The sequence below is a fragment of the Pseudomonas sp. GM48 genome (assembly GCF_000282335.1).
In the GTDB taxonomy this organism is placed as follows: domain Bacteria; phylum Pseudomonadota; class Gammaproteobacteria; order Pseudomonadales; family Pseudomonadaceae; genus Aquipseudomonas.
On the sequence record NZ_AKJM01000195.1, the window covers coordinates 1 to 16,382 of the forward strand.

At 61.0% G+C, this 16,382-nt stretch carries 12 protein-coding genes and 1 pseudogene; 1 reads left to right on the forward strand and 12 read right to left on the reverse strand.

All coding sequences use genetic code 11. The annotated features are described in order from the left end of the window. From PMI28_RS00175 to PMI28_RS00120, 12 genes and pseudogenes are all read right to left on the reverse strand, one after another. Window positions 1–394: pseudogene (locus PMI28_RS00175) on the reverse strand (glycosyltransferase family 39 protein); the annotation flags it as partial. A 117-nt stretch (window positions 395–511) separates the two neighbouring features. Further along, window positions 512–2,059 (reverse strand): efflux transporter outer membrane subunit, encoded by a 1,548-nt coding sequence (locus PMI28_RS00170; protein ID WP_007992940.1) that lies wholly within the window; start codon window positions 2,057–2,059, stop codon window positions 512–514. Then, window positions 2,056–3,120 carry an HlyD family secretion protein gene (locus PMI28_RS00165; RefSeq protein ID WP_007992943.1) on the reverse strand — a complete coding sequence of 355 codons (1,065 nt, stop codon included), beginning with the start codon at window positions 3,118–3,120 and terminating at the stop codon, window positions 2,056–2,058. Before PMI28_RS00165 ends, PMI28_RS00170 begins: the two co-directional genes overlap by 4 nt. Before the next feature lie 26 nt (window positions 3,121–3,146). Further along, window positions 3,147–4,679 (reverse strand): MFS transporter, encoded by a 1,533-nt coding sequence (locus PMI28_RS00160; RefSeq protein WP_007992944.1) that lies wholly within the window; start codon window positions 4,677–4,679, stop codon window positions 3,147–3,149. A 208-nt stretch (window positions 4,680–4,887) separates the two neighbouring features. After that, the gene (locus tag PMI28_RS00155; protein ID WP_007992945.1) at window positions 4,888–5,817 is read right to left on the reverse strand and encodes a LysR family transcriptional regulator; all 930 of its coding nucleotides are present in this window, start codon (window positions 5,815–5,817) and stop codon (window positions 4,888–4,890) included. Between the two features lie 108 nt (window positions 5,818–5,925). Next, on the reverse strand, window positions 5,926–6,792 hold the full coding sequence (locus tag PMI28_RS00150) for an ABC transporter permease (protein WP_007992947.1): 867 nt from the start codon (window positions 6,790–6,792) through the stop codon (window positions 5,926–5,928). Window positions 6,793–6,813: 21 nt separating this feature from the next. After that, the gene (locus PMI28_RS00145; protein WP_007992948.1) at window positions 6,814–7,674 is read right to left on the reverse strand and encodes an ABC transporter ATP-binding protein; all 861 of its coding nucleotides are present in this window, start codon (window positions 7,672–7,674) and stop codon (window positions 6,814–6,816) included. 5 nt (window positions 7,675–7,679) lie between these two features. Then, window positions 7,680–8,705 (reverse strand): ABC transporter substrate-binding protein, encoded by a 1,026-nt coding sequence (locus PMI28_RS00140; RefSeq protein WP_007992949.1) that lies wholly within the window; start codon window positions 8,703–8,705, stop codon window positions 7,680–7,682. Between the two features lie 18 nt (window positions 8,706–8,723). Continuing rightward, window positions 8,724–9,611, reverse strand: coding sequence for a TauD/TfdA dioxygenase family protein (locus PMI28_RS00135; protein WP_007992951.1), 888 nt, complete (start codon window positions 9,609–9,611; stop codon window positions 8,724–8,726). Between the two features lie 390 nt (window positions 9,612–10,001). Continuing rightward, a complete protein-coding gene (locus tag PMI28_RS00130) occupies window positions 10,002–11,366 on the reverse strand; it encodes an HlyD family type I secretion periplasmic adaptor subunit (RefSeq protein WP_007992953.1) in 1,365 nt (454 codons plus the stop codon). Further along, window positions 11,356–13,512: a type I secretion system permease/ATPase gene (locus tag PMI28_RS00125; protein ID WP_007992955.1), complete on the reverse strand. Its 2,157-nt coding sequence runs from the start codon at window positions 13,510–13,512 to the stop codon at window positions 11,356–11,358. Before PMI28_RS00125 ends, PMI28_RS00130 begins: the two co-directional genes overlap by 11 nt. A gap of 42 nt (window positions 13,513–13,554) precedes the next feature. Next, the gene (locus tag PMI28_RS00120; RefSeq protein WP_007992957.1) at window positions 13,555–14,907 is read right to left on the reverse strand and encodes a TolC family outer membrane protein; all 1,353 of its coding nucleotides are present in this window, start codon (window positions 14,905–14,907) and stop codon (window positions 13,555–13,557) included. A gap of 357 nt (window positions 14,908–15,264) precedes the next feature. On the opposite strand from PMI28_RS00120, the gene PMI28_RS00115 reads away from it, so the two are divergent. Further along, window positions 15,265–16,382, forward strand: a 1,118-nt coding sequence (locus tag PMI28_RS00115) for a retention module-containing protein (RefSeq protein WP_007992960.1), incomplete at its 3' end; no start/stop codon positions are given.

Sequence of the window (16,382 nt, forward strand, 5' to 3'; positions counted from 1 at the left end):
GGCGGGTGGCGAGCCGATCGACCAGCCACACCCCGAGCCCGACCGAGGCAATCCCCGGCAGGGCACTGAGACAGCGGATGGACAATATGCCGTCGCCAAACATCGCGATCCAGCCGTGCAGCAGCATGAAGTACAGCGGCGGGTGCACGTCGTAGGCGGCGTGCACCCAGATGTCAGGTATTGAGTAACGGGCGAGCAGCAGGCTGGAGCCCTCGTCGCCCCAAATCGCGGCAGCGGTCAGATCGTAAAATCGCACCAGTGCGGCCAATACCAGAATCGGCACCAGCCAATGCTCCCGCGCCCAGCGGATCAGCGGTTGCGCGCCCCTGGCGAAACCAGGATTGGCGTGCGGTCCCTGAGTGTCGCCCATCGGCGTTTCTCTGCGCGCCTCCATTGCTTCCCCTTGCAACGTTCAGTGATCAGCCGGATTGTTTGCGCTTCACTTTAGCGCTTCAAACCAGGCAACGTCGATGCTGGCCCACTAATGGAGCGATAGTCGGCGGCTGCAACGTCAGCGCTGCGCCGTCTCGTCCAACGGATACACCGACTCCCAACCCCCACCCAACGCCTTGTACAACCCGACGGCCGCCAGCGACACGCCGGTCGAGCTCTCGACCCACTGCTCCTGCGTGGCCAGCAACGCCCCTTGCACGGTGAGTACGGTGACGAAGTCCACCACGCCCTCAACGTACTGCTGTTGCGCGGTATCCAGGGCAATGCGGTTCTGGCGCACGGCTTCGGCCAGGCTGTCGCGGCGCAACTGGCTGGCGTTGTAGGCAGCCAGTTGGTCATTGATTTCATGCCAGGCGCGCAGCACGGTTTGCTGATAAGCGATAGCGGCTTCCTGTTGTTGTGCCTCACGCAATTGGAGCACGCCACGCAAGCGGCCACCGTCGAACAGCGGCAAGCTGAATTGCGGGCCGACCCCGAACGAACGTGAACCCCAGGAGCCGAAATCGCTCAGTTGCATGGCCTGGGAACCGATGTTCCCCGACAGGGTGATTCGCGGATAGAAATCGCCCTTGGCCACGCCGATGCTGGCAGTGGCGGCATGCAACCGCGCTTCGGCCTGGCGAATGTCCGGCCGACGTTCAGCCAGTTGCGAGGGCAAGCCAATGGCGACCTGACGCGGCGTTTGTGGCACCGGTGCGTCTGTGGATAACTGCGCCGCCAATGCCTGGGGCGGTTCGCCCATCAACAGGCTCAAGGCGTTGATCAGTTGCCACTGGCGCTGCTCCAGTGCGGGCAGGCGCGACTCGATGGCCGCCACCTGCGCGGCGGCTTCGGCGACATCCAGATCCGTCGCGACGCCATCGGCCAGGCGCAGTTGCGAAAGTTTCAGGCTATGCCGGGCGACGTCGAGGTTTTGCTCCGTGACGACCCGGGTGTTTTGCACACCGCGCAGCTGAATGTAGTCCTGGGCGATTTCGGCCAGCACCGACAGCAGCACACCGCGTCGGTCGTTCTCGGCAACTTCCAGGCTGGCATCGGCGGCTTCGGTTTCCCGCCGCACGCGGCCCCAGAAATCCAGCTCCCAGGAGGCGGAAAACCCGGCATCCCACAGGTTGAAGGCGGATTGGCCGTTGTGGCCTGACGGGTCGCTCAAGCCTTCACCGCTGTTGCGATTGCGTCCGTAACGGCCACTGGCGGCCGTGTTGGGGTAGCGCTCGGCGGTGATGACCTGACGCACCGCACGACTTTGCTGCAAGCGACTGCTGGCCAGTTTCAGGTCGAGGTTGTCGGTCAGGGCGCGTTGGCTCAGGGCCGAAAGTGTTGGGTCGTTGAACACTTCCCACCAGCGCTCGGCCATTGTTTCGGCGATGGTCTGGCTGGCGGCTGCCTTTGATGGTTTTGCCCATTCGGCGATTTGTGTGGTTTCGGGCTTTTGGAAATCGGGGCCGACGGTGCAGGCGCTGAGGCTCATGACGAGCAAGGCACTGAAAGTGAGTTGCTGCCACTGCCCTCTTCGCGAGCAAGCCCGCTCCCACATTGAAACGCATTCTCCTGTGGGAGCGGGCTTGCTCGCGAAGGCGTCAGCGCGATCAACGAAAATCTTCATCGCTGAACAACCTCTTTCGCCTTGGCGGTGGCCGTATCAATACTCGCCTCCACCGACATCCCTACCCGCAAGCGCCCGGCCAGCGCTTGTCCCGGCTCCAGCACGATTTTCACCGGTATCCGCTGCACCACCTTGGTGAAGTTGCCGGTGGCGTTGTCCGGTTTGACCGCGGCGAACGTCACCCCGGTGGCCGGTGCGATGCTTTCGACCCGACCGTTGAGTGCCGCGCCGCCCAGGCTGTCGACGCGCACTTGCACGGCCTGCCCCGGTTGCACATCCGTCAGTTGGGTCTCCTGGAAATTGGCCATCACGTAAGCCTGCGCCAGCGGCACCACCGCAAGGATTTTGCTGCCTGGTGTGACATAGGCGCCGACCCGTACCGCGCGTTCGCCGACCATGCCGTCCTGTGGCGCAACGATCCTCGTATAGGACAACTCGTAGCTGGCCATTTCCAGCTTCGCTTGCGCTCGTTTCAGGCCACCTTCGGCCGCATCACGCTGGGCTGTGAGGATGTCCACTTGCTTGCGTTCCGCCGCCAGCACCGCCGTGGCGTTGGCCAGTCGTGCGCTGGCCTGGTCGATGCGCGTTTGCGCCTGTTGCGCATTTTGCACCGTGCCGGCACCCACGCCCGCGAGGTGGTTGTAGCGATTCAATTCATGCTCGGCAAAGGCCATTTCCGCCTTGGCCGAGACCACCGAAGATTGCGCCTGGGCAATCACCGACGCCTGGCGCTCAAGGGTCGCCCGGGCGTTTTGCAGTTGTGCCCTGGCCACCAGCGTTTCGGCATCGGCGGCCTCGGCGGCTGCGCGTAGATCCCGGTCATCGATCAGCGCCAGCAACTGTCCGGCCTTGACCTGCTGGTTGTCCTCGACCAGCACTTCCTTGATAAACCCGGCGACCCGCGGCACTACCAGGGTGAAATCCGCCGAGACATAAGCATCGTTGGTGTTCTGCTGGGTACGCTTGCCGAACAGGCCGGGCATTGCCAGGTACAGCAACACGCCGACGGCCACTGCGGCGGCCACGGCAACCGCGACTTTCTGCTTTGTTTGAGTGTTCATAAAAACCTTCTGTATCAAGGGAGCATTCAGGTCGGTGCGCGCGGCGGAAAGATCCGCGTCGGCAGCCAGAAAATCAGCAGGATCAAGGTCACGGCGATACCGGCCATGCACAGGTAAAGATCAGAGGACGTGAGCACCAGCGCTTGCTCCTGCAGACGATGAGCGAGGCTTGCGCTGTCGCGCTCGGCCAGCGGCGAGTTGCCGAGGCGGTCAACCAGCATCGTCGAGTGAAAATGCAAACGTGCGGTGGTCAGCGCCTCGATCACCCCGGTGGCGATGACCGCCGACAGGCCTTTGACGGTATTGAACCAGGCCGATGCGAACGGCCCTTCCATCGGGTTGATGCTGCCAGTGGACAGCATCAGCAGCGGCAACACCGCCATGGGCTGACCGAAAATCTGCAGCCATTGCAGCACATAGAAATCGTCGCGAATCCACACGGACGTCAGTTGCGATCCGCCAACGCACGACAACACCAGCATGCTCAGGCCGATGCCCAATACCCAGCGGCAATCAACCCAGCGAAAGTTGCACAGCGCCGCCACCAACGGCAGCGCAATCAGTTGCGGCAGCGCCGCCAGCAGCATGATCGGCGCGGTCTGTACCGGGCGATAACCCTGGACCTGCGCCAGGTAGCTGGACGGGATAATGATCACCGCCTGCAACACCACCAGCACGCCCGCCAGGGTCAGCAGGGCGAAAGACAAGTTACGGATGCCGAGCATCTGCATCTTGAAAAACGGTATCGGCTGCGACCACTCGCCGGTCAAAAACAGCACCAGCAGCAACAGCCCGCCACCGAGCAATCCGCAGATCAGGTTCGACTCGAACCAGTCCAGGCGATTGCCCTGCAGGATACCGATCACCAGCATGCAGATCGCGGGAAAGCCCAGCAGCAATCCGCGCCAGTTGAAGGATTTGAAGCGTTCCAGGCGCAGCGGGTCCTGGGGCAAGCCGTACGCTACCGCGGCCATGGCAATCAGGCACGGCGCGATGATTTGCCAGAAGGTCCATTGCCAGCCGACATACTCGGTCCACAGCCCGGCCAATGGCGTACCCAGACCCGGGCCGAACGTCGCCGTCAGGGCATAACCGGCCAGGCCATACAACTTCACATTGGCGGGCAGAAACCGCAGGGCCACGGTCATCAACATTGGGGGCAGTGCGCCGCCCGCCAGGCCTTGCAAGGTGCGCAGCAACAGCAGGCTTTCGTAATTCGGGGCAAAGGGGCACAACACACCCAACAGGGTGAACAGGCTGATGGCGCACAGGGTGAAACGCCGCAACGAGAACGTCACCGCACACCACGGTGCGAAAGCCATGGCCGCCACCGACGTCGCGGTGTAACTGGCGACCAGCCAGGTACCCTCGTCATAGCTGATAGCCAATGCACCGCGGATGTCGGCGAGCGCGACTTTGGTCACCATCTCGTTCAGGCCCGACACCAGTACCGCCAGCAGCACGCCCACCAGGCCTACGATGATCCGCGGGCCGAAGACCGGCGATGCGACTGTCGTGCTGGCCGCAGCGACAGGTGCCGTGACCGTAAGGGAAGTCATGTGCTGCAAGCTCCGGAGTGGAAATACCGAAGCATTCTAAGAAGCGTGATGCCTGACGAAAATCAACTTATCGGCAGGTTATAAGTGCGCCAGACACAATGATGAAGGACCTTTGTGGGAGCGGGCTTGCTCGCGAATGCGGTTCATCATTCAACATTGATACTGGCTGACCCAACGCCTTCGCGAGCAAGCCCGCTCCCACAGGGGTTCAGCGGTGACTTTCAGGTTGAGCAGCCAGCCACGTTTCATCGCAGCAGGCTTTCAGCGTTTCGCGCAACCAGCGGTGGGCCGGATCCTTGTCGAAACGCGGATGCCAGGCTTGGGTCAGCATCAGAGTCGGCAAAGGAATCGGCAGGTCGAACGAGCGCAGTTTCAATCCCAGTCGACGCACGCTCAGCAGTGCTTCCTTGGGCACCGGCAGAATCAGGTCGGAATCGGGCAAGGCAAACATCGCCGCATGAAAACTTGGCGCGATCACCGCCACCCGCCGCTCCAGGCCCAGGGCATTGAGCGCGGTATCGATCGGCCCCCGGGCAATGCCGCGCCGGGACATGCTGATATGGGAATAACCCGCATAGCGCTCCGCCGTGATCTCTTCGTCCAACAGCGGATGGTCCTCGCGTACGAGGCCGACGAAGTGGGTGGAAAACAGGTTCTGAATCTTCACTTCCGGGGTCAATGGCCGGGTGTTGCTGACGCTCAGGTCGATCCGCCCTTCGCGCAACGCCTCATCATCACCGTCGCCTTCCGGGACGAAACGCAATTCGCAGTGTGGCGCCTGCCGCTCAAGGGTGTCGAACAGCTTGCCGCCGTAGACGCCGACAAAGAAGTCGTTGGCCCGAATACTGAACCGCCGCCGCAGCGAACTCAGTTCCACCGCATCGGCCGAACGAAACAGCAACCCGGCCTGCTCCACCACGCTGCGCACCTGCTCACGCAATTCCAGCGCCTTGGGGGTCGGCACCAGGCCCCGGCCGGCGCGCACCAGGATCGGATCGCCAATGGCTTCGCGGATGCGCGTCAACGTCCGGCTCATGGCCGCCGGGCTCAGGTTCATCCGCCGCGCCGCCCCTACCACACTGCCCTCGTCGAGCAAGGCGTCGAGGGCGACCAGCAGGTTCATGTCCGGGAGTTGCATGCAGGGCACTCATGGCCGATCAGGATTGATCCGGGTGCAATCCTAGCAGATCAAAAGATCGCGGCCTTCGGCAGCGCCTACAGAGGACTGCGATCTTTTGATTTCCGATCAGCGCTGCATCCCCCAGCGCTTCACCGTCACCCGCTCCAACGAATCAAACACCAGGTTCTCCACCAGCAACCCAATCAGAATCACCACCGCCAGGCCGGCAAACACCTTGTCGGTGTACAGCTCATTGCGATTCTGAAAGATGTACCAGCCCAACCCACCCTTGCCGCTGGTCGCGCCAAACACCAACTCGGCAGCGATCAGCGTGCGCCAGGCAAACGCCCAGCCGATTTTCAACCCGGCGAGGATCGACGGCAGCGCTGCCGGGATCAGGATGAACAGTACGAAGCGCATGCCCTTGAGGCCGTAGTTGCGCCCGGCCATGCGCAGGGTTTCCGAGACGCCGAGAAATCCGGCGTAGGTGTTCAGCGCCAAGGCCCAAAGCACCGAATGCACCAGCACGAAAATCAGGCTGTTCTGCCCCAGGCCGAACCACAACAGCGCCAGCGGCAATAGCGCGATAGCGGGTAACGGGTTGAACATCGAAGTCAGGGTACTGAGCAAGTCGCGACCGAATTGCGTCGACACCGCCAGCGTTGTCAGGGCGAATGCCAGGACGATGCCGATCAGGTAGCCCTTGAGCAGGACCACCAGGGAAATCCACACCTTGCCCAGCAATTCGCCGCTGAGCAGGCCGTCGTACAGCGCGTGAGCGGTCTGCAAGAAGCTCGGCAGCAGCAGATCGTTGTTCTGGTAGCGCGCAACGGCTTCCCAGAGCACAGCGAGCAACACCAGGATCAGGCTTTTACGCAACCAGCCCTGTTGCCACAGGCGTTGCCCAAGGGGTAGCTCACGCTCCAGCGGCACGCTGGTCAGTGGCTGCAAAACCGTTTCGAACGCTTCACGCGGGGATGATAAATGGCTCATCGGGCCCTCCTCTCAACTGGCTCAATAAGCGATGCGGATGTCCGCGAAATCCAGCTCATGCCCGGCTTGCGGTGATTGACCTTCGTCGAACAACAGCCGGTGAATGCGTCGCGCCGATTCCTGAAACGCCACACCGCCGAGGCTGTGCAAATCGTATTGGTGGCTGTGCACTTCCGCCCGCACTCGCCCCGGATGCGGCGACAGCAGCAGGATGCGGTTACCCACCACCAGCGCCTCTTCGATGGAGTGCGTGACGAACAACAGCGTGAAGCGCACCTCTTCCCAGAGCAGCAGCAGTTCTTCCTGCATCTTGCGTCGGGTCAGCGCATCGAGGGCGGCGAAGGGTTCGTCCATCAGGAGGATTTTCGGCTGCATCGCCAGCGCCCGAGCGATGGCAACCCGAGCCTTCATGCCACCGGACAAGGTGTGCGGATAGGCATCGGCAAACGCCGCCAGACCGACCTTGTCCAGGTAGTGCAACGCCCGCTCTTCAGCCTCTTTGCGCTTGAGGGTTTTCGAGGCCAGCAGCGGAAACATCACGTTCTGTTTGACGGTTTTCCACGGTGGCAGCTGATCGAACTCCTGGAACACCACGATCCGGTCCGGCCCCGGCGCATCGACGCGCTGGCCTTGCAGACGGATCTCGCCTTCCACTGGCTGGATGAAGCCGGCGGCGGCCTTGAGCAACGTCGACTTGCCACAACCGGACGGCCCGAGCAGGACAAAGCGATCCGCCGGATCGATCTCGAAACTGACTTTATGGGTCGCCCGCACCACCCGCTGCGGCGTGCGGTACTCGAGGCTGACGTTATCGACCGACAGCAGCGCCTGGGCTGCCGCGATCGGATTGCTGACCGTGTGGCCTTGCAAAGGGGCGTTCATTTCGGTCAGCTCCCTTGCAGCGGCTTGGCGTCCTGGAAGAAGTAATCCTTCCACGAGTCCGGTTTGTTTTTGATCGCGCCGACCCGGTAGAGAAACTCGGCCAGTGGATACGTGTTTTTCGGCGTGACGCTGAATTCGAACTGCGGGTTGTCGATGATTTTCAGCAACGCGGCGCGGTCGATTTTCGCCTTGGTCACGCGGATGTAAGTGTCCGCTGCCGCGCCTTTGTCGTTCTGCGCAAACTGTGCGGCTTCGGTCAGCGCTTCGATGAAAGCTTTGTAGGTTTTCGGGTTTTCGTTGCGGAATTTCTCGGTGGCGAACAACACCGTCGGCGAGTTCGGGCCGAGCAGGTCATAGGTATTGAGCACCACGTGCACATTGGGATTGGCCAGTTCCTGATCCTGGAACGGCGGGTTGGAGAAGTGCCCGCTCAGCTCCGTGCCGCCAGCCACCAGCGCCGCCGTGGCGTCGGGATGCGGAACGGCGATGGTGTACTTGTCGAGGCGGTTGAATTCCGTGTCGCCCCATTGTTTGGCGGCCGCGTATTGCAGGAAGCGCGACTGCACCGACACGCCCACCGCAGGCACCGCGATGCGATCCTTCTCGGTGAAATCGGCAATGGTTTTGACTTTGGGATTGTTGCTCACCAGGTAGTACGGGAAGTTGCCCAGGGAGGCCACGGCCTTGACGTTCTGCTTGCCGTGGGTGCGGTCCCAGATGGTCAGCAGCGGGCCGACACCGGCACCGGCAATATCGATGGAACCGGACAGCAGCGCGTCGTTGACCGCCGCGCCACCGGAGAGCTGGGTCCAGTCGACCTTGATGTCGATACCTTCCTGCTTGCCGTATTTCTCGATCAGGTTTTGATCGCGCACCACATTGAGCAGCAGGTAAACGATGCCGAACTGTTCGGCGATGCGGATTTCACCTTCGGCATGGGCCACGGTCGGCGCCGCCAGGCTGCCGGCGATCAGGCTGAAACCCAGGCCGATGGCGGCGGCCAGGGGTGCAAAGGGCAGACGTTTGGACATGATCAATTCTCCGGCAATTCAGAAAGGCGCGTCGCCCTGGATGGTGGTGCGATACAGCTTGCGGCGCAGATGGCTGGGGCAGCCGGCGGCGAGGTGGATCAGCGAACGGTTGTCCCAGAACACCAGGTCATGGGGCTGCCATTGATGGCGGTAGATGTTTTGCGGCAGCACGCTGTGGGCATATAGCTCGGTCAGCAATTGCTGGCTCTCGTCTTCTGGCAGGCCAACGATGCGGGTGGTGAAACCCTCGCTGACGAACAAGGCCTTGCGGCCGTTTTCCGGGTGGGTACGCACGACCGGGTGAACGACCTCGGCGACCTGGGCGAGTTGCTCCGGGGTCAGGGTCGGGCGCCAGTTGCCTTCGAATTTGGTCTCGCTATAACGCGCCGTGTAGGAGTGCGCCGCCGAGCGACCTTCCACCGCATTGCGCAACGCGAGCGGCAGGTTGTCCCAGGCTTTGTGCATGTCGGCGAACAGCGTGTCGCCGCCCTCCGATGGCAGCTCCTGGGCATGCAGCATCGAGCCCAGGCTCGGCAGTTGTTTGTAGGAGAGATCGGAATGCCAGAACTTGCCGGCGTCACCCAGGCCAATGTTCTGGCCGTTCTCGACGATGTTGGAAACGATGAGGATTTCCGGGTGGTTCGCCAACAGGAACTGCTTGAGCACGTGGATCTGCAACACGCCAAAACGACGGCTGAAATCGATGTGCTGTTCAGGGGTAATCCGCTGGTCGCGGAACACCACCACATGATGGTCCAGATGCGCGCGGTGAATGCGTGCGAAGTCCTGATCACTGATCGGGCGGGACAAATCGAGCCCGAGGACTTCGGCGCCCACCGCTCCGCTGAACGGACGGATTTCAAAAAATTGTGGCGCGATGCTTGGCGAAGCTGAAGCTGCAGACATAAATCACTCCCACGCACGGCACGCTCAAGGGCGCGCGCGTCGATCAGAAACTCACGGAGGTCCCGTGTTGGTTCGTGTCGTGCGGCGCGCCGATTGGTCGACAGGTACGCAGGGGATTAACTTTATAGATATAAGAATTTAAATTTAAATACCGTTAACGAATAACGATATGGCGATTGTTTAGGCCCGATACCGGGTGGCTGGTGACATTTTTGTCACTCTTTGGCGGATTGGGGTTTTCGGATCGGAAGACGCATAGATTGAGCGGACGCCTTCGCGAGCAAGCCCGCTCCCACATTTGATCTGCAGCGACCACTTATTTTGTGCCTGGCAGAAATCCAGTGTGGGAGCGGGCTTGCTCGCGAAGAGGTCGTCAACCGCGCTGCAGGACTAGCGCTCGTGCAGCGCCTCGGCCCGAGCGCGGATGATCGGCTTGAGCAGGTAGCTGAGGACGGTCTTTTTGCCGGTGATGATGTCCACGGAAGCCACCATCCCCGGAATGATCAGCAATGGTTTTTCATCGGTGCCCAAGTGGCTGCGTTCCGTACGCAACTTGATCACGTAGTAGGTGGTTTTCTTGTCTTCATCGGTGATGGTATCGGCGCCGATCTGCTCCAGCCTGGCCTTCAACCCGCCGTAGATGGTGTAGTCATAAGCGGTAAATTTCACCGTCGCTTCCTGACCCGGATGCAAGAACGCGATGTCTTGCGGGCGGATCTTCGCCTCGACCAGCAAGGTGTCGTCCAGCGGCACGATTTCCACCAGGTCGCTGCCCGGCTGGATAACCCCGCCGATGGTGTTGACCAGCAACTTGTTGACGATGCCCCGTACCGGCGAAGTGACCAGCGTACGGCTGACCCGGTCTTCCAGGGCCTTGCCGGTGGCCTGAGCCTTGTTCAGATCGGTACGTGCTTCGTTGAGCTGGGTCAGGGCTTCGCTACGGAACTTGCCACGGGTTTCGTCAACCTTGCGTTGTACTTCCTTGATCGCCGACTCGGCTCGCGGGATCGCCAGTGTGGTGGCGTCGAGCTGGCCACGGGTCTCCGCTTCGGCACGCCTGAGGCGCAGGACTTCCACCGGCGATACCGCGCCCTGGGCCACCAAGGGCTCGGACATGTTGATTTCCTGACGCTGGAAGCCCAATTGCTGGCGGTACTGCGCCTGCTTGGAGGTGAATTCGCGCAGCTCTTGCTGGCGCTGGATCAACTGTTCCTGCAAGCCGCCAATCTCGTCGTGCAACTGCTGGCGACGGCTGATATAGAGCGATTCTTCACTCTTGGCCTGGCCCGGCACGGCTTTGAGCACATCTTCGGGGAAGTTCAGTGGACGATCTTCGACCTCGGCGCTCAGGCGTTCGACCCGCAGCAGCATCGACAACCGATCGGCCTCGGTTTCACCGACGTTCGAGGCAAATCGCGTGTCGTCCAGCCGAATCAGCGGTGCGCCGGCCTCGACAATCTGGCCTTCCTTGACGAACAGTTCGGCAACGATACCGCCTTCAAGGTTCTGGATTTTCTGAATCTTCGACGATGGAATCGCCTTGCCGTCGCCTTTGGTCACTTCGTCGATGACCGCGAAGTTGGCCCAGAGCATCAGGAACACAAAAAAAGCGATGATCGCCCAGATCGTCAGCCGCACCACACGCGGCGCGTCCTCGATCAGCGCCTTGTTGACCTCCGGCAGCGGCTGGCCCTGCAGCGATGCAGTGCCTTTGAAGTAGCGACGGATCGAATCCTTACCCGACTTAAGCAACACTGATCTGCCCCTTCTTCAACGCTTCCATCACCGCGGCTTTCGGGCCGTCGGCGAGAATCTGCCCGCGGTCGATCACGATCAGCCGATCCACCAGCGACAACAGCGATGCCCGGTGCGTCACCAGCACCACGGTCTTGTTTTCGATCACCGCCGCCAGGCGTTGTTTGAGGCGTTCTTCGCCGGTGTTGTCCATGGCGCTGGTCGGTTCGTCGAGCAGCAGGATCGGCGGGTTGAGCAACAATGCACGTGCCAGGGCGACGTTCTGCCGTTGACCGCCAGAGAGGTTCTGCCCGCGCTCGCCGACTTGCAGCTCATAACCCTGTGGATGCAACCGCGCATATTCGTGGACACCGGCCAGCTCTGCCGCTTGCAGTACCAGCTCATCCTCGACATACCGCGCACCGGAAACCAGGTTGTCGCGCAAAGTGCCGGCGAGCAACTGAATGTCCTGAGGGACGTAGCCAATGTTGTAGCGCAACTCGCTGACGTCGATCTGGCGGATATCCACGCCATCGACCAACAACGAGCCATCATCCGGCTGATACAGCCCCACCAGCAGTTTCGCCAGCGAACTCTTGCCCGAGCCGCTTCGGCCGATGATGCCAACTTTCTCGCCGGGACGAATCGACAGGTTGATGTTCTTCAGCGCAAGGTTCTGCTGTTGCGGGTAGGTGAAGTTGAGCTGGCGGCACTCAATGGCGCCTTGCAGCACTTTGCGGCTGAGCGGACGCTCTTCGAAATTGCGTTCCTGGGGCAGCTCCATCATCTGGTCGACTGACGTCATGGTCACCCGCGCCTGCTGATAGCGAGTCAGCAATCCGGACAACGACGCCAGTGGGCTGAGCGCACGACCACTGAGCATATAGCAGGCAATCAGGCCGCCCATGCTCAGGTGACCGTCGATGATCTGGTACACGCCGAAGACGATCATGATCACCCCGGCCAGTTGCTGGATCAGCAAGGTGATATTCATCGCCAGGCCGGAGAGCATTTTCACCCGCAACTCAAGGCGACTGAGGGTGCCGATGGTCTGTTCCCACTGATACTGGCGTTCGCTTTCGGCGTTGTTGACCTTCACCGCATCCAGGCCGGCCAGGGTTTCGATCAGGCTCGACTGGCGCTCGGCCCCCAGTGCCATGGTCCGCTCCATGGTCGCCACCAGGGGTTTCTGCAAGGCATAGCCGATGGCCAGGGCAATCGGGAATGCCAGCACCGGTATCCACACCAGATGCCCGCCGAGGATCGCGATGACGATGAAAATCAAAATGGTGAACGGCAGGTCGATCAGGCTGGTGAGGGTCAGCGAGGCGAGAAAGTCGCGCAGGCTCTGGAACTCATGAATGTTCTGGGCAAAGCTGCCGACCCGTGCCGGCCGGTACTTCATAGCCATGCCGACGATGCGCTCGAACAGTGTGGCCGAGATAATCAGGTCGGTTTTCTTGCCGGCCAGATCCAGGCACAGGCTACGCAGGCTTTTCATGATCAGGTCGAATAGATAGGCGCCAGTAATGCCGAGTGCCAGCACCCACAGCGTCGCTTCGGCCTGGTTCGGTACGACGCGGTCGTAGACGTTCATCACGAACAATGGCGCGGCCATGGCAATGATGTTGATCAGAAAACTGGCGGCGATGGCATCGGCGTACAACCAGCGCGAACGCTTGAGGGTGTCACGGAACCACGAGCGCGCACGCGGGATCAGCGTGCCGTGATTGACGTCGAATTTGTGCTGCGGCTGGGCAAAAAAGACCTTGCCGGTGTAGTCGTCGGCCAACAGCTCACGGCTGACCAGGGACTCGCCGCCATCGCTTTCGCTGAGCAGAACCCGTGCCTGATCTTCACCTTGCCAACCAAGCAGGACAGCACTGCGACCGTCCTTGAGCAACAACAATGCCGGCATGGCAATCGCCGGAATATCCCCCAGCTTGCGTTGCAGCACCCGACCTTGCAGCCCAGCGCGAGCTGCCGCACGTGGCAACAGGTCGACACTCAAGCGTTGCTCAGGCAGTGGCAGGCCGGTGGTCAGCATTGCCGCGCTGGCAGGTTTCTGGTGCAGCATGCAAAGAGCGAGCAGACCATCCAGTAACGGATCGTCATGCAACGCGCGCGGATCATGAATGAGTTGAACCCGACTGACTTCTGATTCCACGCTCGGCACTCTTGGCTAACAATTGAATAATGAAGGTCTTGCTCAATTCATACCGGGCAATTGGACCTTGGGCTTCACATCGTTTTGCACAACGGATGCCAATGGTGCGACCACTCCCTGGCTCTTGAGCAATTCGCCCATGGTCGCCTTGATACGGTACTGAGTAAATAACTGAATATTCTTGATCTCCGCCAGGCGGCGAGAGGAGGTAAACAGTTCGTTCTCACTGTCGAGCAAATCGAGCAGGGTGCGCTCGCCGAGGCTGAACTGGCGCTGGTAAGCGGTACGCACGGCGGTGCTGTGATCGACGTATTGCTGGGCGATCGGCACCTGCGCGTTGGCGTTGTTCAGGGCGTTCCAGGCCAGGCCCAACTCTTCATTCAATTGGCGCAGGGCATTGTTGCGGATGTCCAGCGCCTGGTTCGACAGGTAGGACTTGGATTCCAGATCGGCCTTGTTGCTGCCGCCGGAATACAAATTGAAGCGCATGCGCAGCATGGCTTGCCATCCGTTGTCGTGGCCGTTCTGACCATCAATGTCGTTGTCCGCGGTGCGACCCAATTCAGCATCGAAGCGTGGGTAGAACGTCGACTTGGCCGTATCGTATTGCTTCTCGGCCGCGGCGACATCGGATTCGGCCGAACGCAGGATCGGGCTGTTTTCCAGCATCTGCGCACGGGCTTCATTCAGGTTGGCCGGCATCAGCGCCATAAAGTTCGCCGGGCGCTCCAGTTGATCGGGCATTTGACCAACAGCGGAGAGGTAGTTGGTTTCGGCGTCAGCCAGATTGGTCTGTTCGGTGATCAGGTTATTGCGCGCCTGAGCCATTCGCGCCTCGGCCTGGTCGAGGTCAGCACCACTGCCGACGCCACGCTGGGTGCGCAGCTGGATCTGGTCGTAGATGCGTTGGTGGCTCTTGAGGTTGTCCTCGGCCAGACGCACGAATTCGCGGCGGGTCAGCACGTCGAGATAAACCTGGGCCACAGTCAGCCCGGTACGCTCGGAAGTACTCAGCAGCGAGTAAGCGCGTGAGTTGACGACGGCTTGTTGACGCCCAACTTCGCTGGACGTCGCAAAACCGTCAAAGACCATTTGGGTCAGTCGCAGACTTGATTCACTGCGATTCAGGGTTTCCCAGTGATTGTTGCTGCCGTCCGTGCGCGTAGTCACGCTATCGGTGCCTTCACGACCGTAACCTCCCAGCAGGTCGACCCGTGGCAGGTATCCACCTTTCGCTGCCTTCAATTGATAATCCGCAGCCAATCGGCTGTTGACGCCTGCCTGGACCTCCGGATGGACGTCCAGCGCTTGTTGCATGGCTTCTGGCAAGGATTGCGCCTGGGCGAAAGACGCGGCGAGAGCGAAAGGTAGAGCCATGAACAGAGGCGAACGCATTGTAGGAATTTCCCAGAACTTCTTGTCTTGAATCACAGCAAAAGAACGTGCTGCGTCGGAAGATGGCAAGCGGAATGACCGTATGTCGGAAAGTTCAAAAAGCGGAACTGGATCACATACCGAGGACAGGCCACCACTGAAATATCAATGTGACATTACTGGGACGATTGTTTAGGATGGCTCCGAGAAGGTCAATAGTTTGGCATAAAGTTAATAACTAAAAATTCTAGCCAAATTATTGACGAATTTATGCGTCAAACTTGTGTACTCATTTTGCAATGTACGTCCAGACTGGTCGGCGCAGGCGCCATCAGCTCTATGGAAGTCAACTGAACGTGACACCCCGGAGAGTCTTCAATGAGCAGTGTTGTTGCCATCGTCAAAAGCATTGTCGGTCAGGTTTTCGTGGTGTCCCCAGAGGGCGTCCGCCGTGTTCTCGTTGAAGGCGACAAGCTGTTCGCCGGTGACCGGATCGATACTGGCCTTTCCGGTGCCGTGTCCCTGGAACTGGCCGATGGCCGCACACTCGATCTGGGCCGTGACACCCAGTGGAGCGCTGACGCCCCTGACTCCGGCACTGATCTGGCAGCCGCCACTTCGCAAGCCGCGCCGTCCGTTGAAGAACTGCAGCAAGCCATTGCCGCCGGTGCCGACCCGACCAAAGACCTTGAAGCCACCGCCGCCGGCCCGACGGCTGCAGGTTCTGGCGGTGCCGTCGGTGGCGGTCACAGCTTCGTGATGCTCCACGCCACTGCCGGCCGCGTCGACCCGACCATCGGCTTCCCGACCGCGGGTATCAACTCTGCTGCGCAAACCACTCAGGACACCACCGGCGGCCAGACCACCAGCACCACCGCCAACGCCCTGCGCGAGTCGACCCTGAGCCTCAGCGCCACGCCAACCATCACCGAAGCCGGTGGCGTGCTGGTGTACACCGCGACCCTGACCCAGGCACCGCTGAGTGACCTGACCATTACCTTGTCCAACGGCGCGGTGATCGTGATTCCCGCGGGCGCAACCACCGGCACCGTCAACGTGCCATTGGCTCCGAACGACACTGTTTATAACGACGCGACCCAGATCGACGTAACTGTCACCGGCACCAACGGCGGTAGCGGCATCACTGTAACGCCGCCGACCACCCCGGCCGTGACCCAGGTCACCGACACCGTCGACACCACCACGGTCACCCTGACGGCTGGCAACACCGTCAACGAAGGTGGCCAGATCACCTACACCGCAACGCTGACCAACCCGGCACAGACGCCGGTGACCGTGACCTTGAGCAACGGCTCTACCATCACCATCGCCGCCGGGCAGACCAGCGGCACCGTGAACGCGCCCACCCCGGCCAATGACGTTTACAACAACGGCAGCACCGTCAGCACCACCATCACCGGTACCACCGGCGGCAACTTCGAAAACCTGGTGCCGAACACCACACCGGCCGTGACCAGCATCACCGACTCGGTGGA